Here is a 24237-nt window from a genome sequence, read left to right on the forward strand (position 1 = left end):
GCTGCGTAATCAAAATCTCCCAAGTTTAGTTATACGGATTTGACAGCAGGGGTCATAGTAGAGAACAACTTGATTGGGCTATGGAATATCTTCAAAGATTAGGCTTATTGATTCAACCATATAACTTTCTACCAGCTAACAATAAAGAGAGCTACATACAAATATGTGCTTCGATAGATGCACTAGACTTGCATCCTAATTCGACTACAGCTATTGAAGTAGACAATCTACCAAATCAATCGTTCAATAACCTAGACCCTTTTCATACTGGTTACGAAAATAGTGAATATAAGGAGAAAATACTTAGTAACATCCGAAACGCTTGGAACCAGAAGGTTTTTAGAGATAAGAAGCCAGTTAAGATTGAAAAACAGATTAAACTGCCTTATGGGTACAGTAAGAAACTGGATAAAATTGCAGAAGCCTACGGTGAAAATTCAGTAGAATCCTTAAAAAAGATTTTGGATAAGGAGTACAATGATGTTGTACTCCTTAAATAGTAAAACCTGTTCTTAGAAGTTTTGAAATTGGTGAATTACGATAAGATTAGTCAGTTAGATTAAACTATTGAGTTCATACTAGGATTTATCATTTGTTGTGAAAATACAATCTTAAGTGTACTGGCAAGTATACTAACATTAATCATATAGATAATAACTATAAAAATCAGTGCCTTGAAAGCAATCTACCGTTCCGGCTCCGGGTACCATTATATTAAAAGGCTTCCAAGCAATTGGAAGCCTTTTTCTTATTGTGCATTTTCTCTTATTAAACTAATTTTTTTCCACTATTTAGACAATTTGCTAGTAATCAACTGCTAGCTTTACTGTTAAACGTCCTTCTCACGTTTAGGGTAATAAGCTATATCAATTGTATATAATCAATAGTTAGCCACATCCTATTATCCCATTCTGAAAAGGCAAACCTTGTGTCGTAATAAAAAATAGATAGAACGATCCTAACATGATAAAAAAAGCAGCCACTTTCATAGTACTTAACGGCCTATTGGTGACACTAGCCAGCGCAAGCATTAATTTGGAATCCGTGAGCATAAATAAACACAGTGCCTGCATAAAGATAGCCTTTAATAATTGCTCATAGATTAAAGGACCGCGAGTTTGTTCAACAAACAGCAGAATCGATATATCTACGATGATCATAGTGAAAAAGGCATGTTTAACAGAGCTATTTAAATACGCATTTCCATTGTGTCGTTGGTAAACTTTGGGTCGCCTGGCTCTTTTCCTTTTTATATAACTCGTGGTAGGTTGAATAGTCATCGGGTTGGTTGCGTTAAAATACCAAATGGTTTCCCACCTTCCTTTAGTCATGTCTGGCATGATGTCTTCTGCTTGAAAATGTTGCAACTCCTGACTGGCAGGTGACCACCAATATCCTGTCTGCGGACAAGGCTGATTTGCCTCACAACGTGAAGATTCCAGTACTACACTACTGCCACCACCACTATCCGCGATACGCTCAACGAGCATCCAAGTAACAGGAGCTCTACCGACAGCGTGTGTCGTATCAGGGTCATAACCGACATTAGCTTCATTTGCTAACATGCCATCCAATAGCACTTGAGCACTGGCATCTGCTCGATTTGGTACATAAATGCCAGCGACAGGGACGACTTCATCTACCTTAACGCTATATTGTTGGTTGAGACTATAGATAGGCCATGATTCAGGCGCATTGAGCGCTCCTCTTGATTCAATGCTATAATTTTCTATTAAGTCGTATAAACACCAACCAAAATAACTGGTTATTCCCATGTTAAAAGCGCATAAGCTTGCCTCTCTTTCCCATTTCTCATAATTCAGCTGTTGCTGCTCTGGCATCCAGTCGGTATCATAATCCATACTGATAGCGCGAAAATCACTCTCAACATTACCACCATATCTTATTGCTATTAAATCGCCATTTAACAGCTCTTGATAGCCAACATTTAAGCTGTCTAGAGTATCACTCAGGTTTGGCAATACCCGCTCGCCCCAGACGATATCAGGTTGTCTGTTAATAGGACGCGTTCGGTAATCAAAGGGCAAATCATTGACGAACAGTTCTAATGCGTATTCAGCAGCTTCTAACATATTCGCAAAGGCATCGCGCATCTCTTTAAAGTAAGCAGGTGAGCTATAGCGCTCTAATAAGTAAATCTCTTGCGGTCTTATGATGTAGTTATTCATTTTTTATTGATTCTCGTACTGTCTAATCGACGTTGGCTAATCAGTTTTCATCTAAGCAATCACCAGCATCACATACAATATAGAGCCAATAAACCAAGTCGCATTAATAGCCATTCCTGAATACCATTTCCGCTTAACGGCTTGATTTTGGTTTGCAAAAGCTGCTTGGCGCTCTGCGGTGACAGGCAGAATATTATATGGGTTGTTTTGCCCATCCCACATGAGCCGACGTTGCACTTCCGGATGTAGAGCAGGATTAGCGCTCGACTGGTATATATTACCCTCGGCTAAATCTAAGTAGCTAACCGTACAAGCGCGCAACCAACCCATAAAAGTCACCTCGTGGCGTAGTCCTGTTAAGCCTTTGTTTTTCTTCTCTTGAGCAATATCAGCACAGGCAAAGAGTGAGGTACTGATGTCTGTCGGACAAGCATGAGCATATCGGGGATCAAGCGGTAGCTCTTCAGCGGGACGTTCCATATAGGTGCGAATAAACGCCCACTGGTCGTAAGGGTTTAGTTGCATGTCTTCAAAGTTAATAGATAAGCTTGGTTCTCTTGTTGACTCATCGATGACATGCAGATTCAGTACTTCATACACCAAACCTTCATTGCGTCTTACGGAGGCTGTGATGTCTTTATAATTAATCAGATGAAAGATAGGGGCTTGCTTACGGTTATGCTCGTAGTAAGCAATCTGCTGGGTATTTTTTAGTAGTAAGATTTTGTGGTATCGAGATTTTTTAGTTTTAAGTTGTTTTAAAGTTAGAAAAGGAGCAGTGAAAAAACTAATGAGGATAAATATTAGACATATAATCGCATAAAGATAGTAGATTAATACTCCTTCCTTTATTACTGAATTGAACATAGCGTAAATTAAGAAAAAAAACTGTCCAAGCAACCATAGTGAGGCATAAGATGCCAATAAAACTAAGTTTTGAATAGAGTTAATAATAGGATGAAATAGCAGATAGTCTGGATTCACATCATGAATAAGTGTACTTATTCTATCAATACTGGCTTTTTTTTCTTGGAAATTACCAATCTCTCCTTCATAAGGGCGACTGAGTATTTTACCGACAGGAGGTATAGGAGGAACAGGTAAGATCATAGTAGCATTCAACTCAAATGTATTGTTTCATCAGATTTTTTAATATTTATTATTATCTAGATAGCTTACGTTTTTTAAGGGGTATGACGGATTGCGGCTACTATCAGGCGTATAAGTAACGATCACTTTTGCCTTGCTAATATTATGGGGTTCAAACTTTAGTAACTGCGTATCAATGATAAAGTGAGTTTCCGACTCTTTTTCAGTCACTTTTTTTGTCACTATCGGTATTAATTTCTCAATGGCTAATGACGTAATATTACTAGCAACGGGTTCATCGCTGGTAGAGTTATAGAATGTCGCTTTATATAGGTTTTGTGCTCTGCCGTTTTTATCAGCGACGACTTCTATCGTCAACTGGCTTGCTTTGTCCCAATTGCCAATGTGAACCTGACTTTCAAATAAGGTCAGATGCTCTCGCACACTGCCGAATACTGGCGGTAGCCTTATTTCACTGGTTGAGTCAACTTTATGCTCTACAGGCATTCTACCTTGAAAGGTTTGCAAACGATTATTGGCTAAGAATAAGGTGCTCGCAGTGATAAAGCCACTAATGTCATCTGCTAAACTGTTAAAAGCGGGCTGTGTCTGAAACGGGTTTATCAGGTAGTAGTCTTGTCCTCGCATAGCTTTATGACCAAACACGCTGTTGTCTAGCCAATACTCTATTAATACGTTTCGTTTATTATCATACTTATAAGCTAAACGCTGAAAGCTATAGATTATTAGTCAATCATCCTAAGCAATCACCAGCATTACATACAGTATTGACCCAATAAACCATGTCGCATTCACGGCGATACCTGAATACCATTTCAGCTTTACCGCTTGGTTTTGGTTTGCAAAAGCGGCTTGACGCTCTGCTGTGACAGGCAGAATGTTATACGGATTGTTTTGCCCATCCCACATAAGCCGTCGCTGAACTTCTGGATGTAGTGCAGGATTGGCACTCGATTGATAGATATTGCCTTCGGCCAAGTCTAAGTAACTGACGGTACAAGCGCGCAACCAACCCATAAAGGTCACTTCATGTTGTAGTCCAGTCAGACCCTTGTCTTTTTTCTCTTGAGCAATATCGGCACAGGCGAGTAGCGATGTGCTGATATCTGTTGGACACGCGTGGGCATATCGTGGGTCAAGCGGTAGCTCGTCTGCGGGACGCTCCATATAGGTACGGATAAACGTCCATTGGTCGTAAGGGCTAAGTTGCATATCTTCGAGATTAATACTTTGGATGGTTTGGTTGGTTTTAGGATCAATCACATGCAGGTTCAAGGCTTCAAAAACGACGCCGTTGTTACGTCTGACTGAGGCGACAATATCTTTATAATTAATTAAATGAAAAACAGGCGCTTGCTTACGATTATGCTCATAATAGGCAATTTGTTGGGTCTGTTTTAACAATACTATTTTATTATAATGGGATTTTTTGTTTTTAAACTGTTTATATGCTATATACGGTAGTAATCCAAACATTAAAATAGACAATAGCTGTACGATAATTAAGAAAACAGCTATCCAATCAAAATCGCTTTTAAATAAAATGTCATAAAAAATAACAACTGAAATAAATAAAGTTTGCCCAAACAACCAACTAAAGCAATAAGCCATCAAAAATCCAACCAATTGATATGAGTTAATAATGGGATGGAACAGTAGATAATCTGGATTTACCTCATGCACATCACGGCTCAGCTTTTCTATACTCGCTACTTTTTCTCGATACGCAGGTATGCTTTCTTCCCAAGGTCGACTCAGGAGCTTTTCGATAGGATGAGTATTGTTTGGAGGATTATAAATCATTATTTTCTCGTAATCTTTAATACTTGTTGTTATCTAGATAGCCAACGTCTTTTAAAGGATATGGCAGATTGCTGCTAGTATCAGGCGTATAAGTCACAATCACTTTTGCATTATTGATACTATGCGGTTCAAACTTTAATAACTGCGTTCTAATAACAAACTGATCGTCTAACTTCTCTTTTGTCACTATAGGTAGCAATTTCTCAATAGCTAATGACGTAATATTACTAGCAACTGGCTCATCGCTGGTAGAGTTATAGAATGTCGCTTTATATAGGTTTTGTTCTATGCCGTTTTTGTCAGCGATGACTTCTATCGTCAACTGGCTTGCTTTGTCCCAATTGCCAATATGAACCTGACTTTCAAATAAGGTCAAATGCTCTTTTACAATCTCAAGGATTGGCGGAAGTCTTATCTCACTGTTTGTGCTTATTTCGTGCTCCACAGGTACATTACCTTGAAAGGTTTGCAAACGATTATTAGCTAAGAAAAAGGTACAAGCCGTGATAAAGCCACTAATGTCTTGCTCCAAACTATTGAAAGGCGACTTTGACTGAAACGGATTAATTAAATAATAATCTTGTCCTCGCATAGCTTTATGACCAAACACGCTGTTGTCTAACCAGTATTCTATCAATGTATTGTTTTTATCATCAAACTTATAGGCTAGGCGCTGAAAAGTATAGCTTAGAGTCATACCGACAAACATAATCGCTAATAGTGGTAGCGCAGGTAATGCGGCGGCTGGCGATGCTATCGCTAATAAGCCTAGATTAAATCCGGCATAAGCTGAAGCACCTATCGAGACGGCTGAACCTATTGTTAACGCTGAAGATGTTAAATTCCCATCATTAAATTTACGATAGCCATAAATTGCTAAGCTTCCTACCTCAAACGTCGCGCCAACCACACCTAGCCACCCTGCGCGATAGACAAGCCTGTTTGCAAAGCTGGTTCTGCCAAGCACGCTAGCTCCCGATGCTGCCACATCCATACTCGCCGTGACTAATGCAAGTCCAGAGCTGATAGTACCTAATTGCTCTTGCGTTAGCCGTAGCGGGTCGCCTGCGTATTTTAATCTGGCGATCGCTGGTACACTGGCGATCACTGCATTTAACTGGAAATATGCGATAAAAACAGACACGACACCCATACTTCCATTCGCTATTTTTTGGGCACTATTGTGCCATTCAATGCCTTTAGCTGCTAAGTCGCCATTTAACAGCTCTTGATAGCCAATATTAAGACTATCTAAAGTATCACGTAAGTTCGGTAATACGCGCTCGCCCCAAACGATATCAGGTTGTTGGTTTAAGGAGCGCGTACGGTAATCAAAGGGTAAATCGTTGACGAATAGTTCTAGAGCGTATTCAGCAGCGTCTAGCATATTCGCAAAAGCATCGCGCATCTCTTTAAAATAAACGGGTGAACTGTAACGTTCTAATAAATAGATTGCTTGAGGTCTGATGATGTAGTTGTTCATTTTTAGCGGTTCTCGTACTGTTTAATAGAGGTTGGCTGATAAGTTTTTATCTAAGCAATTACCAACATCACATACAATATCGAGCCAATAAACCATGTCGCATTCACGGCGATACCTGAATACCATTTCCGCTTAACGGCTTGATTTTGGTTTGCAAAAGCTGCTTGGCGCTCTGCTGTGACAGGCAAGATGTTATATGGGTTGTTTTGACCATCCCACATAAGCCGACGCTGAACTTCCGGATGTAGTGCAGGATTAGCGCTCGACTGGTATATATTACCCTCAGCGAGATCTAAGTAGCTAACGGTACAGGCTCGTAACCAACCCATAAAAGTCACTTCATGACGCAGCCCTGTTAAGCCCTTGTTTTTCTTCTCTTGGGCGATATCAGCACAAGCAAGGAGCGAAGTACTGATATCGGTGGGACAGGCGTGGGCGTACCTTGGATCAAGCGGTAGCTCTTCAGCGGGACGTTCCATATAGGTGCGAATAAACGCCCACTGATCATAAGGGTTTAGTTGCATGTCTTCACAGTTAATAGATAAGCTTGGTTCTCCTGTTGATTCATCGATGATGTGCAGATTCAGTACTTCATACACCAAACCTTCATTACGCCTTATGGAGGCTGTGATATCTTTATAATTAATCAGATGAAAGATAGGGGCTTGCTTACCGTTATGTTCGTAGTAAGCAATCTGCTGGGTATTTTTTAGTAGTAGAATTTTATGGTATCGAGATTGCTTTCTTTTTAGTTGCTTTAGAGTTAAATATGGTGAAAAGCCAAGCATTGTTAGGAATATTATAAGCATAATAATTGGAAATAAAACTATTAGCTCAAACTCTTCAATAAAAAAATATTTAAGAACTACATATAAAAATAAAAATAAAAACTGTCCAAACAACCATGCACCACAATATGACGCTAAAAGCCATACATTTTGAATAGAGTTAATGATAGGATGAAATAGCAGATAGTCTGGATTCACATCATGAATAAGTGTACTTATTCTATCAATACTGGCTTTTTTTTCTTGGAAATTACCAATCTCTCCTTCATAAGGGCGACTGAGTATTTTACCGACAGGAGGTATAGGAGGAACAGGTAAGATCATAGTTATACAATATGTAGTTAGCAATTTTTGCTAGCTATTATAAGCCACCACTGCCCATACAAATAAGCCAACGTTGATGAGTATGATACATACCCATCTGACATTAACCTCCCAATTTCTACCTTCAAACGCTAGTTTGGCTTCATAAGTTATGGGCTGTATTGGATACGGGTTATCTTGACCGTCCCATGTGAGTAGCTTTTGCACGTCGGGATGCAAGATGGCGCGTTTGGTACATTGGTAATGATTAGCCTGAAATAGATTACCTAAGGCTATTATTGAGCCTATTATAAAGACCATGATTTGACCACCGCCAGAATGATCACTAGGCAGTATGCTGTTTTTACGATAGATAATATCAGCACAAGCAAACAGTGATTTACTAGTGTCAGCTGGGTAAGCTTCGCAGAACTCAGGATTTATCGGTAAGTCATCGGCTTCATTTTCCATATAGGTACGGATAAATGCCCATTGTACACGCGGGTTGACTCTATAATCTTCTAGCTTTAGATGATGGGTGATATCGCCTGTCTCAGGATCAGCGACATACAGATTAAGCGGTGTGTAGGCTCGATTATATGGGTCTTGATGTAAGTCTGGATGCACATCTTTATAGTCGACTATCTTAAGCGCATAAGGCTGTCTAAAATTCCATAATGGACGGTAATAATAAGCTATTTTCTGTTCTTTTTTTAAAAAGTAGTACTGGGTACGAATGAAGCGCTTTCTGATGAGTTGATAGAGAAATAAAATTAGTGGCGTACCAAATACAACAATCCATAAGAAGCTGAATACTATATCAAAAATACTAAATTCACCATCTATAAAGACAACCTCTCCAATATCTTGAAGAAAATAATTACCTAACCAAAATGAAGAAAAATAAACCCAGCCAACAGCAAAATAAAACACCCAGAAGTATGCGGGTAGGAAGGTTAAGTAATCAGGATTAACATCATGAATTTCTTTGTTAAGATGTTCAATCTCTTCAGTGCTCTTTAATAAGCTTTTGTCTATACTGGCGGTATAAGGACGGTCAATAGGATTGTGAAGCTTACTAAGGTGGGTAGCGAAATCATCGCGTAGTTGCATGTTATTATCCCTAATTACTTTTATCTAAGCAATCACATACAGTAATAAAAAGGTAGCCAATGATTTATTAAGACAACCACCCCAAACCAATCACATACCAGAGTTTATCGACCATGCTCGGATAGTCACCATGTGGTCTTGCCGCGCCTATCATGTCTATAATAAATGCACCGATAAACAGCATGATAATAGTAGCAATAATAATACCTACACTGTAAACAATGGTCTTCCAAATAGGCTGGTTATTCTGTTCAAGGTTGCCCTCTGGTAAATGTTTGTTTAAATCATAAGGGTCATTGGGATCAATCTGACATTCCGCTTCAATAGCTTTGCTAAACTGATGGCGGTAGCTGGTCAGCATTGAGATCACACGGCCAACATAACGCAGAGCTAATAAAGGTAGAATAACTATTGTCACTGGGTAAAACCTAAAAGTTCGTTCAGGGTACTCCATGTTTTCGTGAGAGTAATGTACTACGTTCAATATCAAACGCTTAAATGACATCAGCGGGGTTTCACGTTTCTTATGTATGGGATAGATGTAACGTATGGCCTCTTTGACTTCTTTTAGTTGCTGATCGTCACCTTCCATATAACGACGGATAAACTCAAAATAACTGATTAAACTTTTATCAAAGACATTGTTTTGAAAGGCAAGTGCAAACATACCCGTAATGGTTTCGCCGTTTTTATCAAAGGTCACGGCTCTGATGTCTCTATCTTCATTGATATAGGCAATAAAAAAAGTTAAGTCATCCCAGTTATATACTTCTACTTTACGATTGTATTGACGGACATAGACCTTACGGGTTTTACGATTAAAACGGATGGGATAATGCCATGTGGTAAATAGTTCGGTTGAGAGCACATTGATTAATGGAGCGAAGAATAGAATCATAGAAAAAGCGAGAATAAGACCAATACTAAGAAATACGATGTCAAAATCTATTGTGGATTTTACAATCAGATAGAGGATACCATTACTCACAGATAGCCCCACAAACCCTAAACATAATCCCCATCCTACCGCATCACCACGTCGTCTTTCATTGCGCCCTGTAGTCTCAAGATAAGTCGAGTTAAACTGTACCACCGTTTGTTGAGGGTGCAATGGCACATCATAGTTTTTATATTTATCCAAAGGCACTGTCTCATGGATGCCTTTAACGTCTACAAGCTTCTGCCCTACCGCTTGATAACCTGGGGTCAAAAATGGCGGTTTCTTTGTCAGTCGAAACCGCCCTTCCATGTCTACAACGAATCCACTCATTTTTAGTTGTCCTTAATGTCGTGGCAGTTTGAGCAGACTCTTATCAAGTACAAACCTCATTCCTGATCATTAATTGTGCTAAGCATCTTAAAAAGATTATGAGTGGCGTTAGCTTTTAAATTATTGTAATTCACAAGAACCAATTCATCCAAGTCCTCTGTCGTTGGCTCACTATCTACATTTATCAAACCTTGTATGCCAACATTAACTGACACATCGCTATGCTCTGATACAAACTGTATAAGTTGCTGTCTAAGCTGTTCTTGACGCTCGTTTCTGGTGATAATAAGTAGCTCACCACCTGAAATTTCTAATATAAGCTCATCACCTTCAACTCTTAAATCGCCAAAGTATCGATCTGTCCCTCCTTCATACTCACTGATCGGAATGTCATCAGGATTGGTTGCAAAGTTTTCAAAATATAGCTTGTTCTGCTCTTCTTCAAGCGCTTCGAGATACTCTAATCTCAACTCTTCTGCGGTCTTGGACGTATTATCAGCATAAGAAGTGTCAGCTGCCATAGCAAGTTGCGACTGACTAACTCCTATCGTAAATAGTAGGGACACACACAGCCACATTTTAAATAAGGTCTTTGGAATTGAATGATTTACCATATGTAAAACTCATTTATTATAAGTTGATTGATAAAATATTGATTAACTTAATCGTCTAACTGATTGGTCTCGTTGAAATACCAGATAGTTTGCCATTCAAGTCGCTTCATCTTTGGCATGATGTCGCCTGCTTTGAAGTGTTTGACATCTTTACTTGATGGTGACCACCAGTAGCCTGTGAATGGACAAGGTTTACCCGACTCACAACGTAAACGTTTTGGCTCGACATTATGGTTACCGCCGCCAGTATCCGCGATACGCTCAACCAACATCCAAGTGACTGGTGCATCACCAACCGCTTGCATGGTTTCAGGATCATAACCGACGTAAGCTTCATTTGCTAACATGCCATCCAATAACACTTGAGCACTGGCATCTGCTCTACTAGGTACATAAATACCTGCGACAGGGACGACTTCATCTAACTCAACGCTATATTTTGGATTAAGACGATAAATAGGCCACGATTCGGGTGGGTTAAGTGGTCCTCGCGATTCAGTAGTATAGCGTTCAATTAAACTACCAATTTTCCAGCCAAAATAACTGGTTATTTCTAAGTTAAAAGCGCGCGTGCTTGCCTCTCTCCGCCATTTTTCATAATCAAGTTGTTGCTGCTCAGGCATCCAATCGATATCATAATCCATACTGATAGCCCGAAAATCACTCTCAACATTACCGCCATATCTTATTGCCGCTAGATCCCCTTTTAACAGCTCTTGATAACCAACATTTAAGCTGTCTAGAGTATCACGCAGGTTTGGCAATACCCGTTCGCCCCAGACGATATCAGGCTGTCTATTGATAGGACGTGTACGGTAATCAAACGGTAAATCATTGACAAACAGCTCAAGCGCCTGCTCAGCAGCTTCTAACATAGTTGCAAAGGCATCGCGCATCTCTTTAAAATAAGCGGGTGAGCTGTAGCGTTCTAATAAATAGATTTCTTGAGGTCTTATTATATAGTTTTCCATTGTTTGCTCACTTATACCAGTTTTGTTTGAGGGTTGGCACGCCAACCATATCTGTATTTTCTAAACCCTTTAGATCACTACCATAGCCCCATCCTGTTTTTCTGCGTGGTTTTACTCTGCTTTTAATTAATTGTGCTGGATCAAGTACAATTTGTTTGCCACCACCCTCTAACACATACATAGCACCGCGTCCATTAGCCGTTTGGATTTGACCTTTACTATTTTCAAGTATTTGACTGGCGGCTTTACCTTCCCAAACTTTCATACCACCTTTAGGAACAATGTAATGGACGACTTCTCCATTACTATTCCAGCTTGCCCATACTGCAAAACGTCTGCGCCAATCTTCTCGTTTTTTAAGTTTCAAATACTCCGAAGCTCGCATCCAACATATACTATTATCATTACTAGTAGGGTCAACAACGCGATATAAACTCGTCCCCTGTTTTAGTTCTACTGCCTTCATATCATGAAATGTGTTAAACTTTTTCCATAATGGTCCTTTACCTTTATCAGAAATATTGGGATAACCTTTAGGTATTTTGGGACATTCTTCTACTTTAGGATATTTAATTCTTCTGGTCACATCTACCCATTTAGGCGAACTGATTTTTATAAGTTGCACCTCACCATCAGTATGGACTTTTCTAAAATTCGCAACGTTTGTCAAGTTGGTTACTGCTTTATAGCCTCCTTCAGCATCTAAACGTATTGCTAGCCGCTCTAAAAAGTCTTGCACAGGCGCTAAAAATTCACCAAGACGTCTGTTAGCACGATTTCGTATGTCTACTACTACTTTAAGTATATCAGCTGCTTTTTTACCTATACCTGAGCTGCCATACTTTTGTACAAATTCAACAGTCTCCTTTAGATAGCCAATATGCTCGTCAAATACTGTTAAAATCTGCGTCTTATTGACTTTAGCTTTTAAACTCCTTAGTTGCTTAGCTGACCACCTGTATACGTTCCCAGAGGCTTCTTTGCGTATTAGCTTTTTTACGGCAGGACGTCCTAAAAACTTATTAAGCTCTTTTATACCTTGCTCAATAGCTGGTTCAACTGCTTTATATATCAGGCTACCTGAAAATTTGCCAGCTTTAGATAAAGGTCTCATCATGAAGCGTCTAATAGGGGCAAGTAGTACTTTAAATATTCCTTTAAATAGCGATCCTAAAACTGGAAACAGACCGATCAAGGTCAAAATTAGACCCACCCATGCCCAAGGATTACTGTCATCTTCATTTATTTTTTTACAGTTAGCGCAGATATCTCGAACATCACAAATCTGGTCTACCAACGGAATCATAGAAACGACAGTACCAGTAACGACTTGAGCAGTAGATGGTTCCGTTGCAAAATCACCTTGTATGACTACCCAAAGCCAATCGGCAATATCATTTGCTGTTTCTTTACCCTTTTGCACAGCGCCATTAACAGGTACCATAAACCATGCAAGCGCATTTGAAAGTTCTTCTTTTTTCGGTAAAAAGCTCATAGTTGCACCTTCTATTATTTAATAAAGCTTTTAGCAGCTTCTAAAACTTTAAGAAATGAATCAGGAGTAGCGTCTTCAAAATCTTTTTCTTCATATTCAACACGGTTAGCCTGCTCAGGCACATTTTCATGATGTGCTTCACCTTTTCTATCGAGTCTTCCTTTAATAACTTGTCCGCTATCAAAAAATATCTTGTAGCCAACATCAGGTATACCTTCACCATCAACTCCTAAAAGCTTAAGACCAATCCAATTTTTCATTTCTGCCGACGGCAAGAAGGGTAATTCAGTTTTAACTCCACCCCCACTGCCCCAATCCACCTTACTTGCCTTATAGCCCACCTGACTTGGCGTGATAAACGTCACATTACCACCCGATATCTCAATGCCACTACCTGCGGCTTTCAGCGTTAGCGTATCAGGCGCGATAATCTCAATACTATCTCGGCTATGGAGTCGCAGTACTTGCTCGCTATCTAAACGCATCTCGTTCTGATGTGCTTGTATGGTCACATCGCCATGAGCAGCGGTATGGGTTTGGGCTTTATTACTGTAGTAATGGATATCGCCCGCTACTAGCTGATTCATTTGCGTTTGACTGTGATGATGAGTATTGTCTGTCGCGTGGCTATGCGTGCTTTGGGTACTGGTATGCTGGCTGTGTTGTCCACTTAGCATCGCGAGATGACGCTGAGAGTCGATCAGTAGATTAGGTTGTTGCCATTGTCCTGACTCGCTTAAACTTGAGTCATTGGTATCTTCGCTAAATTGGGCAAAAGGTGTTTGCGCATCTTCTTTACTACTGCTTTGCTTGTTATTGCTGCTGCTTTCTAATCCCACGGGCTGATGGATGTCAGCTAGCTGAGCGTAAGCTTGTTGATGTTGGTCAGCAGTTTGCAGTTTGCTATGACTGTCATGACTCATGTGGCTATTCGATGCACTGTTAATATTGTGGCTACTGATATGAATACCTGTACTGCCTTGCACATTGGCGGCGGCTTGGGTCTCGATGCTGATGCCTTTGCCCCGTGCTTGACCGCGAGTATGGTCGGTATGCTGGTATAGATGACCAATGGTTAGGCTAGACTGGAAGCTGCTGCTATAAACATTAATCTGTGGGCTGTCAGGATGGGCGTCAAACATTAGCTGGTTATAGCCGTTGATAAGGCTGTCTTTGGTCGCCTCGCCTGTTCGACTGCTATCGATACTTTGAGTCTTGATACCGTCTATGGGATAAGCATGGCTTTGGTTGATAAACCAAGCTGGACTGGTGGCATCAATGCTACCTGAGTCACTGACGATACTGTTGTGCTGAGCATCAGAATTGCCTTGGCCATTATGGGTGCTACCAATGATGATGGGATGAGTGATGTCGCCACCGATAAAGTCGATAAGTACGTGTTGCCCATGGCGTAGCGGATGGGTTTGTCCCATGTGATCAGCGACTAAGTGGCTGGCAATGGGTATCCAATGCGCGCTGTCGCCGCCTTCGCTTTGCCAGTGGTATCTAATATGGGCACGGTGGTTACGGTCATGAGTGATAGCGCTGCTGTCTGTGTCTATGATGCTGGCGCTCATAAGTCCTGTTAGACTCGGATGCGGTTGCCCAAGTGTAGCAAGCTGCTCTCCATAAGGAATATGGTGATGGTGCGGAAATGGCAGGTAGCAGGCGCTGATGTGATGCACGTTATTGTCGTTGATCTCCCAATATGGTTTGATAGCTATTTGAAATCAACACTGATATAGCAGTTGCTGTATCTTGAGATAACTTATTGCCGCTTAATTGGCCAAACAACTTGCCGTATTTACTTTCGTTCTTTCCAATGAACTCTGATAGCACAGTGAACGAAGCTTGTATATCTCCTTTCAATGAGTCATAAAGTCTGTCAGTGTTGACGCTCTTTTGTTCTTGTTGTTTGATTAAAGAGATTAGGTCAGGCTGCAAATTACATAGGGTATTAATAATCCAGTCACCCACCTGTATATCAGTATTGGTACTGTTATTACCCATTCCACAAGCTCAATACTATTCTATCGATACATCTCAAATAAAGAAGAAACTACTGAATAATAAAATAGTTATCAATAATTGAATAGTTAGAATAATGAGTAAAATCCTTTTCCTATCTATAATTTCATTGACTAGCTCTATGTGTCTTATATCTGTTTTTCTATATTCTTTTTTTAAAATTTTTTTTCTCATCTGAATACCAGCGTAAGCTCCCAAATTATAGAGAAGCAGAAAAGATATGCGCAGATAATCGTTCATTTTAAAAACTTTAGTAGTGCTACTTGTAAAGTTGTTGAAAAACTCCTTATCTTTAATAACTTCGTATTGTAAAGCTAGGCTTAGTAAAGGAGCTACTGCGAACATTAGATATACAACCGGTACTGCATAAATCTCACTATCTGATTTGCTATCAATAAAAAATAACCAGTAAACAAATAGAAATGTGAAGAATACAAATGATAATAAGTGTAGGATTGATTTTTTTTTCACAATTTAATTCCTAGTATTTTCATAAACAATATTACCTGCTATCTCTCCTAAACTGCCCCCAAGTAACCCACCCCCAAAACCCCCAATCACTGCACTGAGACCTACAATGACGACACCTCCTATACCTCCTGTTCCTACAGTAAAACCTACAATTATAGCGCCAACTACCGCACCTTGTGCAGCTCCATATTCAGCGCCTATTACAGATCCTGATAGCTTTAATGGCTCAATGGCTACAGCTTTATGAAGTTTATCTGAGTTTTTAGATTTGTATGCGTCATGAATCTCTTTACTACCTTTAAATGCGTTGTATCCAACAACTAGATTACCACCAAGTTTCAAAGTCTTTGTTACTTTTCCATTTTTCTCCATATTATTTACGTAAGCATCCAAGCCTCCATTAAATGATGTCGATCTTTTCATTTCGGACTTGATCGACTTACTCAATTTATCAGTTCTTACCCCTTGATCCCATTTTAAAAACCGTAATGATAATTTATTGTTCAAAGCTTTATATATTTTTGCGTTGTCCGTTCTAAATTGAGAGAAATGTTTTGAATTACCAGATTTCGTACCTTGTGCTTCATTATAGTTACTCACTAGTGTTCCAAAATTCTTTAATGTATCTTTATTAGTTTGACTTGAGAATGTTATTACAGCACTAGAACCATCTGCAAAATAGTCAAGAAGGGTTTTATCACTATCCTTATTATCATTTGTTATTTCAGTTGGCACAGGGTTTGAAGATACGCCAACAAAATCAGCATCAGATAAAGTACTTGTGGTCAAATCTGACAAATAAACAAAAAGCTCTGGATTAAAACCTTTCTCTCTCTTCATTTTTTCAATTTTATTTTTGGCATCTTTTGCATATTTTTTCATCTTTTGAAGTTCAGTATTACTGCTATGAGATGAGTTGGATAAAATCACAACGTCACCAGGTTGTAAAGTAAGAACAGGCGTACCGATTAAATGTGGATTATTAGCTCGAAAGATGTTCTCTTCTAATTTGGTTGGTGTGTATTTATAAGCTCTTGTTAAAAAACTTTCAATAGATTCTTGTTTTTTAACTAAATACCAAGCAACTTCAGTATTATCTACACCTACTATTTTATTATTCTTCGGGTCTCTTTTGAGTGATGCTGGCGTTGTTTTGAGCTTATATCTACTAGCTCGCCCTTCCTTAGATAGTGGATTTGCCGTAATATCTTTTATAGGCTTACCTTTTATATCTTTGATGTAATATCTGACTTCTTCGACACCACGGTTAGAGAGATTATGTTTTTCAGATAGACCATTGTTACTGAACCTTCTATTTTTACCTAATGAATGTGGCTTACTACTTGTGGGTTTTGCCGAAAGACTCTTATAAGTGACTGTAACATCATATCTAATTAAGCTAATATCGACCATGTCTGATACTTCTAATTTAAGTTTTGTATAATATTTAGCCATATCTAGTCTTCTCCCTCTACATCCACTTCATCATCCTCTACTGCTTCCTCCACTTCATGAACAATCACATGCAACTCATAGTCCTTCGATTCTTCATCAACTAATAGTTTTAACTTACCTTCATAGTCAGTAATATGAATTTCTGTCGAACCATCAGGTTTAATAAGCATACATTTGGTAAAAGCAAGCGGGTTATCATCTTGGTCATGTACTATATAGCGTAGATAATAGTCTAAGTTTTCAGGTAGTTTGGCTGTCGGTAAGTGTACAGCAGGAGATCCTGCTCCACCCCCACTACCCCAATCCACTTTACTGGCCTTATAGCCCACCTGACTTGGTGTGATAAACGTCACATTACCACCCGATATCTCGATGCCACTGCCCGCCGCTTTTAGGGTTAGCGTATCAGGCGCGATAATCTCAATACTGTCTCGACTATGAATACGTAGGACTTGCTCACTATCAAGTCGCATTTGCGCTTGGTGCGCTTGTATAGTCACATCACCATGAGCGGCGGTATGGGTTTGGGCTTTGTTTGAATAGTAGTGAATGTCTCCTGCCACCAGCTGATTCATTTGCGTCTGGCTGTGATGATGAGTATTGTCTGTCGCGTGGCTATGTGTATTCTTGGTGCTGGTATGCTGACTGTGTTGTCCGCTTAGCATCGCGAGATGACGCTGAGAGTCGATCAGTAGATTAGGTTGTTGCCATTGTCCTGACTCGCTTAAACTTGAGTCATTGGTATCTTCGCTAAATTGGGCAAAAGGTGTTTGCGCATCTTCTTTACTACTGCTTTGCTTGTTATTGCTGCTGCTTTCTAATCCCACGGGCTGATGGATGTCAGCTAGCTGAGCGTAAGCTTTTTGGTGCTGGTCAGCAGTTTGCAGTTTGCTATGACTGTCATGACCCATGTGGCTATTCGATGCATTATTCATATTGTGACTGCTAATATGAATACCGCTGCTGCCTTGTATAGTACTAGCTGCTTGGGTTTCGATGCTAATACCGCGTCCTCTAGCTTTACCACGTGTATGGTCGGTTTGCTGATACAGATGTCCAATGGTCAGGCTAGACTGGAAGCTGCTGCTATAGACATTAATTTGCGGACTGTCAGGATGGGCATCAAACATTAGCTGATTGTAGCCATTAATGAGGCTGTCTTTGGTCGCCTCTCCGCTGCGACTGCTATCGATGCTTTGAGTTTTGATACCGTCTATAGGATGAGCATGGCTTTGATTGATAAACCATGCGGGGCTAGTGGCGTCTATGTGGTCAGAATCGCTAGTCAGACTATTGTGCTGAGCATCAGAATTACCCTGGCCGTTATGGGTGCTACCGATGATGATAGGATGAGTAATGTCGCCACCGATGAAGTCGATAAGGACGTGCTGTCCATGACGCAAAGGATGGGTCTGTCCCATGTGGTCAGCGACGAGGTGACTGGCGATGGGTATCCAATGCGCGCTGTCACTATTGTTATCCTGCCCATCTTCTTCTTGCTGCCAGTGATATCTAATATGGGCACGATGGTTACGGTCATGAGTAATGGCGCTGCTGTCTGTATCAATAATACTGGCACTCATCAGACCTGTCAGGCTCGGATGCGGTTGTCCAAGTTTGTCCAGCTGTTCCCCATAGGGAATATGGTGATGGTGCGGAAATGGCAGGTAGCAGGCGCTGATATGATGGACGTTATTATCATTGTCGTCATCATTATCATGGTTCGTATTGGACTGCAAGGTAATAGGATCAAAGGGTGCTGCCCCCAACCAATCCGTAGGAATATGATTATTAATGTGCTGATGAATAGACACTAAACTGATGGGATCGGTTAAATAAGGGTTGCCATCGATATAGTGGCTACTTGGCAAACTCAGATGACGGATATTACCAGTGAGGCTGCCTAGATTGGCACGCTGCTGCTGGTTCTGCTGGTAGCGGGTGGCGAGCTTATCGAGACTGTCATCATCAAAACGGCTATGACTGTGCATAAAGCGCTGATGCGTGCTGTTTGATGAGTCGATAGGTTGCTCGCTACTGCTACTGCCAGTATAGATACTCATCAAGCGACTGTCATAACGATGTAAGTCGCTTTGCTGAGTATGCTGCGCAATACGGGGACGAATGGCAGTGATGCGGTCTTGTCTATCAGCAAGGTTGGCAGGGTTTTGACTGAGGATGCTTTGGATATCATTGACATCAGGACGCAATTCTTCTCCATCACTAGGTAGTAAGATTAGAGTGTGCTTGTCGATGTCGTGACGGTAATAGCCTGTGATGCCATAGAGAGCAAGGTATTGGGTTAGATAAGCAAGATCGGTTTGGTTGTATTGGACGCTGTGCTGAATATGATAGTTGCTGTCATCACTGAGGCGCTCGTCAATCTCAACGTTCATATCGTATGGACTGATAATATCGGTAATTAGCTCACTGAGACTGAGATGATGATGACGGCGATTATGACTGTTCAGGCGTAATTGACCTAAGTTAGGTTCACAGATGATGCGGTAGGCGGCCATACCACTGTTACTACCGAGAGCAACGACTTCGGTGATGATACCGTGACGGGTTTGGCTTGGCAGTAGCGTGTCGCCCGTATGCCAATGTATCGAGAGACTTTGCCCTAGCCATTGCTTTATATCCAGTCCTGCCCGTGGATGCAGTAGAGTAATGCTAATACGGTAGCCGCAATAGAGGGCGAGCTGGCGCTGCTGATAAGACTGCTGTCGTTGATCTTGATGATAAGGGCTTGGGTAGGAAGTAGGCACTGGCATAAGCGCGGGCTTACTCCAAACGCTGTCGGGCAAAGGCATGCCAAGTAAGCTTTCAATCAAGTCAGCCTGTTGAATGAGACTGGTAGCAATATCAAGATGGGCACTACTCAGTTGCACATGCCGCTTTGTTTGAGTCCATACCATGGTAAGCCCTTTTTTATCAGTCCAAAGGTGGAAAGTTTAATATTGCAAGATTATAATTTGTGCACAGATTGCCCGTTAACTAAGTATTCATTTGTCGTTGATTCAATTAATAGCCATCGTCAGATGAATCACGTTTGGGTTTGATTCCAATCATGTCAGAGAGTATCGCTAACTGATCTTCGTTTTTGATGATATGAGTGAGCCATTGGTCGAGCGGCATATCCGCCCAATCAATCGCCCGACCGAGTAAAAACGTCACCGGGCTGTGCGGCTCATTGGTCGAAAAATAATCTTGAATTTGACCTAATAGTTTAAGCGCTTGCTGACGATTGCTTTGATGATCTCGGTTACTAGGATTAAAACTGGTTGAGCTAATATTTTTTGTGCTAGCAGCTTGTCCACTACTATCAGACATTGCACTTTCACCAATACTGTCCATAGTATCGGCTACGCTTTCTTGAGCAGAAACACTACTAGTATCAGAATATTCTGGTATCAACGGTCGCAAATGTTGGGTCAGGGCAACCAATAAATCCGTGACTGGTGCGAAGACTGGCGCATCCATGCCCATCAAATCATTTAACTGATCAGTCAGGGCCTGCCACTGCTCAGTAACTTTTTTAAGATTACTCATCAGTGCTTGTTGCCAAGTCTCACTACTGGTCTTGATGGCGTGGTTATAGTCACTTAGCGTTAATTGATTGGACGTTTCGCTATCGGGATTTTGCTGACGCTGCTTATCATGATCACGCGCGGTTAGATAGTAATTGTAGTTATATTTTTCTGTCTTTGTATCAGAAAGTGATAGCTGCTTAATATCATCGGATAGCGCTTTGACGAACCATGACAACAGCCCTGCTCTGATGTCCATACTGTCTTCTTCACCATCTAGCGGCGGATACATAGTGAGCCAATACTCGTCATTGAGTGTCTGTAGCAGACTTAACCCCTGACTAATACCTGCTAAATGGTCGGTGTGACTCAACGCATCGACATACCAAAGTGCCAGCTTCATATCTTTACTAGTATGGCTGAGCAAATCGGCACATTGGTTTTTGACAAAATCCCAGTCAGCCACTTTTAGTTCAGTGACCCAATTGCCTTGTGCCAGTAATGGGTCATCTTCTTGACGAGCAGCAACGATGGCATTAATACGTGGATCGAATATTAAGTCTTCACCGACCCCATGACGACTGCCTTCAATCGGCGCAATAAGAGTGTCAATATTATTTACTAAAGAGTTATCGTTACTCATTATAATGACTCCTCTTTAATAGCCTTTTTAGTAGGTTTTTTGCTGGCGACTTTTTTCACTGTCGGCTTTTTAGCTGAAAGGGGTTTTCTTGGTGGTTCTTTAACTTGATCCTCAACTTGATATTCAGTTTCATCTTCGCTGTGTTGCGCCATTTGATTGAGCGCCACAACGGCATCAGTATCCAGACGGTAGGCAAAATTATCGTCCGCATCGACGAATACGGTAATTTTCTTTAACACACTTTGACTGTCATCATGAGCCAGTAGCTGACCCGCCATCTGCGGCAGCAAGGTATGACTGATAATCGCATCGGCGTTACGTGCACCAGAATCGACCTCATGACAACGCGATAAAATCAGCTCAATCACCTCATCATCAATGACACAAGGCACATCATAATTGTTATGAATACGGCCAGTGATTTTGTCCAGCTTAAGGCGAATAATTTCTGCGAGCGCATCATCCGTTAATGGATAATAAGGAATGACCGTTAAACGACCCAAAAACGCGGGCTTAAAGGCTTTATACAAATGCGGATTAATGACTTGTTTTAGGCTATCACTGTCTGGCAGGCTAAAGTCAGTAACACTCGGATCTGTATTGATACATGCCTGCATAATCGCAGACGAACCAACATTACTTGTCAATAAAATAAGCGTGTTTTTGAAATCAATTAAACGCCCTTCGCTGTCTTCCATCACCCCTTTATCAAAGACCTGATAAAACAAATCCAATACGTCTGGATGGGCTTTTTCTACTTCATCAAGTAAGAGTACGCTATAAGGACGACGGCGAATCGCTTCGGTTAATACACCACCTTCACCATAGCCAACATAACCTGGAGGCGAGCCTTTTAACGAAGCAACGCTATGGGCTTCTTGATACTCTGACAGGTTAATCGTAATAAGGTTACGCTCACCGCCGTACAGCACCTCTGATAGCGCCAGCGCGGTTTCGGTCTTGCCTACACCACTTGGCCCGACGAGCATAAACACACCTTGCGGACGATTGGGATCATCTAAGCGGGCTTTTGCGGTATGAATCCGCTTGACGATAGCGGCCACCGAATGATCTTGGCCGATGACCCGGGCTTGCAAGGTATCAGCCAAACCCAAGATATGGTCTTTTTCATTACCTGCCATATCATTCAGCGGTATTCCAGTCCAATCTGAGATGATCTGCTTGATGACCTGACGATCCAATACGGGATGAATAAGGCGCTGCGTCTCTTGTACTTGTTTTAACGATTGCTCGATACTTTGATATTCAGCTTGTTTGTCTAAGCGCTCTTTTGCACTAAGCGCATCAGAACCATCTGTCTTGTCATTCAACTGCTGATTCAAGGAATCAAGCTGATCATTAAGCTCGCGCTGTTCGTGCCAACGACTGGTCATATCAGCAATGCTTTGCTGATTGGTTTGGCGCTGCTCATCTAATACGGCAATTTTTTGGCTGACTTTTTCTTTTTCGTCCACACCGCCAATACGCTCAAGCTGCTGACTGAGATTATTGATATGCTGCTCTAGTTGCAACCCTTTCGCTTTTAATCTGTCGAGTTGATTGGGTATAGCCGTCTTTGATAAACTCACCCGTGCAGCCGCCGTATCTAATACGCTGACCGCTTTATCAGGCAGCTGCCTATCGCTGATATAACGTGCGGATAGCTCAACCGCCGCTTGTAGCGCATCGTCATCGATTAATATGCCAAAATGATCCTGCATCTTGGCACTCAACCCACGAATCATCGCTACTGCTGTCTCGATATCAGGCTCATCGACTTTGACCACTTGAAAGCGGCGTGACAATGCCGCATCTTTTTCAAAGTACTTTTTATACTCTGACCACGTCGTCGCAGCAATGGTTCTAAGCTCACCTCGAGCCAGCGCGGGCTTAAGCAAATTGGCTGCGTCATTTTGACCCGTTTGCCCGCCACCGCCGATTAAGGTATGCGCTTCATCAATGAACAAAATTATCGGTTGTAGCGAGGCTTGTACTTCTTCGATGACTTGCTTGAGACGGTTTTCAAACTCCCCTTTGACGCTCGCCCCTGCTTGTAGCAAGCCCATGTCTAGACTGCGTATCGTCACGTCCTTTAACTGATCTGGCACTTGACCGGCGACTATCTTTTGCGCCAATCCTTCTACCACTGCTGTTTTACCTACCCCTGCCTCACCCGTCAAAATAGGGTTATTTTGGCGGCGACGAATCAAAATATCGATCAACTGATGAATTTCAAACTCGCGACCGATGACTGGATCTATTTGCTCAGCGCTGGCTTTGGCAGTCAAATCATAAGTATATTTATCCAACGCAGGGGTTGGCTTAGCTTCAGTTTGCTTAGTGTCTAAAGATTCTTGGTTGTCAGTATCACTGTCTGCACTATTCGCACCATCATCAGCACCCTTATTAACGCCTTTACTATTGGTAATTTTATTACTGCTTGATCCACTGCCCTCAGTACTACCGAGACATTGACGCTCATAATCATCTTTTAGGGTAAAGCGGTCGATATACTGTAGCTGTTCAGGAAGGGTTTTGAGTAGCGATTGATAACGCTCATAAGCCAATAGCACGAGCAATATATGACCAGAGCGGATTTCTAGTGGACTGTTATTATCAGCACTTTGAGTATGCTGACTGCTTGCAAGCTCCCATGCATCTTCTAACAACGTCATCAAACCTTGACTAAATACTGGCGTTGAACCTGTGGCCTGACCAAAGGTACTGAGCAGATCTGTTATGTCAGCTAGCAATGACTGCTGATTAATTTTATTTGCTTTTAAAATTTGAGCCACGTCATTGTGCGGCGTCGCAATCAGCTCATGCAATAGATGGACAATATCTACTTCACGATGCCCATTATTAATACAAAGCCTAGCGGCCTGCTGCAAACACTGTCGGCAGCTCGGGCTTAAGCGGGTAATTACAGCTTTTAACTGGCTCATAAATCTTTTCCTTTAGCATTCTTATT

The 24237-nt window shown here is 41.2% G+C and carries 19 protein-coding genes; 1 reads left to right on the top strand and 18 read right to left on the bottom strand.

Annotation, left to right across the window (positions count from 1 at the left end; genetic code table 11):
• Window positions 1-80 precede the first annotated feature (80 nt).
• Entirely contained in the window at window positions 81-500 is a 420-nt protein-coding gene (locus I3257_RS10755) for a hypothetical protein (RefSeq protein WP_238049742.1), read from the top strand.
• 387 nt (window positions 501-887) lie between these two features.
• On the opposite strand, the gene I3257_RS10760 is transcribed toward I3257_RS10755, so the two are convergent.
• From I3257_RS10760 to tssH, 18 genes are all read right to left on the bottom strand, one after another.
• Window positions 888-2189 carry a hypothetical protein gene (locus I3257_RS10760; protein WP_238049743.1) on the bottom strand — a complete coding sequence of 434 codons (1302 nt, stop codon included), beginning with the start codon at window positions 2187-2189 and terminating at the stop codon, window positions 888-890.
• Between the two features lie 51 nt (window positions 2190-2240).
• Complete coding sequence (locus I3257_RS10765; protein ID WP_201553651.1) at window positions 2241-3299, bottom strand: hypothetical protein; 1059 nt, start codon at window positions 3297-3299, stop codon at window positions 2241-2243.
• A 39-nt stretch (window positions 3300-3338) separates the two neighbouring features.
• A complete protein-coding gene (locus I3257_RS10770; protein WP_201553650.1) occupies window positions 3339-3926 on the bottom strand; it encodes a hypothetical protein in 588 nt (195 codons plus the stop codon).
• Window positions 3927-4037: 111 nt separating this feature from the next.
• Window positions 4038-5102, bottom strand: coding sequence for a DUF2304 domain-containing protein (locus I3257_RS10775; protein WP_238049744.1), 1065 nt, complete (start codon window positions 5100-5102; stop codon window positions 4038-4040).
• Window positions 5103-5118: 16 nt separating this feature from the next.
• Window positions 5119-6585, bottom strand: a complete 1467-nt coding sequence (locus I3257_RS10780) for a hypothetical protein (protein WP_201553648.1) — start codon at window positions 6583-6585, stop codon at window positions 5119-5121.
• Window positions 6586-6635: 50 nt separating this feature from the next.
• Window positions 6636-7697 (bottom strand): hypothetical protein, encoded by a 1062-nt coding sequence (locus tag I3257_RS10785; protein WP_238049745.1) that lies wholly within the window; start codon window positions 7695-7697, stop codon window positions 6636-6638.
• A 30-nt stretch (window positions 7698-7727) separates the two neighbouring features.
• Entirely contained in the window at window positions 7728-8789 is a 1062-nt protein-coding gene (locus I3257_RS10790; protein ID WP_201553646.1) for a hypothetical protein, read from the bottom strand.
• Between the two features lie 67 nt (window positions 8790-8856).
• Window positions 8857-10059 (bottom strand): DUF6708 domain-containing protein, encoded by a 1203-nt coding sequence (locus I3257_RS10795; protein ID WP_201553645.1) that lies wholly within the window; start codon window positions 10057-10059, stop codon window positions 8857-8859.
• A 56-nt stretch (window positions 10060-10115) separates the two neighbouring features.
• Window positions 10116-10673 (bottom strand): hypothetical protein, encoded by a 558-nt coding sequence (locus I3257_RS10800; protein ID WP_201553644.1) that lies wholly within the window; start codon window positions 10671-10673, stop codon window positions 10116-10118.
• A gap of 47 nt (window positions 10674-10720) precedes the next feature.
• A complete protein-coding gene (locus I3257_RS10805) occupies window positions 10721-11644 on the bottom strand; it encodes a hypothetical protein (protein WP_201553643.1) in 924 nt (307 codons plus the stop codon).
• A 7-nt stretch (window positions 11645-11651) separates the two neighbouring features.
• Window positions 11652-13139: a hypothetical protein gene (locus tag I3257_RS10810; RefSeq protein ID WP_201553642.1), complete on the bottom strand. Its 1488-nt coding sequence runs from the start codon at window positions 13137-13139 to the stop codon at window positions 11652-11654.
• A gap of 14 nt (window positions 13140-13153) precedes the next feature.
• Window positions 13154-14824: a DUF2345 domain-containing protein gene (locus I3257_RS10815; RefSeq protein WP_201553641.1), complete on the bottom strand. Its 1671-nt coding sequence runs from the start codon at window positions 14822-14824 to the stop codon at window positions 13154-13156.
• A 1-nt stretch (window position 14825) separates the two neighbouring features.
• Complete coding sequence (locus tag I3257_RS10820) at window positions 14826-15149, bottom strand: hypothetical protein (RefSeq protein WP_201553640.1); 324 nt, start codon at window positions 15147-15149, stop codon at window positions 14826-14828.
• 33 nt (window positions 15150-15182) lie between these two features.
• Complete coding sequence (locus I3257_RS10825) at window positions 15183-15638, bottom strand: hypothetical protein (RefSeq protein ID WP_201553639.1); 456 nt, start codon at window positions 15636-15638, stop codon at window positions 15183-15185.
• A gap of 3 nt (window positions 15639-15641) precedes the next feature.
• Entirely contained in the window at window positions 15642-17093 is a 1452-nt protein-coding gene (locus I3257_RS10830; protein WP_201553638.1) for a hypothetical protein, read from the bottom strand.
• Between the two features lie 2 nt (window positions 17094-17095).
• Window positions 17096-20011 (bottom strand): contractile injection system protein, VgrG/Pvc8 family, encoded by a 2916-nt coding sequence (locus tag I3257_RS10835; RefSeq protein ID WP_201553637.1) that lies wholly within the window; start codon window positions 20009-20011, stop codon window positions 17096-17098.
• A 106-nt stretch (window positions 20012-20117) separates the two neighbouring features.
• The gene (gene tssA, locus I3257_RS10840; RefSeq protein WP_193009437.1) at window positions 20118-21266 is read right to left on the bottom strand and encodes a type VI secretion system protein TssA; all 1149 of its coding nucleotides are present in this window, start codon (window positions 21264-21266) and stop codon (window positions 20118-20120) included.
• Window positions 21266-24211, bottom strand: coding sequence for a type VI secretion system ATPase TssH (tssH, locus tag I3257_RS10845; RefSeq protein ID WP_238049746.1), 2946 nt, complete (start codon window positions 24209-24211; stop codon window positions 21266-21268). Before tssH ends, tssA begins: the two co-directional genes overlap by 1 nt.
• Window positions 24212-24237: the final 26 nt, after the last annotated feature.

Origin of the sequence: Psychrobacter sp. Ps7, from assembly GCF_022129225.1 — a bacterium.
GTDB lineage: Bacteria > Pseudomonadota > Gammaproteobacteria > Pseudomonadales > Moraxellaceae > Psychrobacter > Psychrobacter immobilis_A.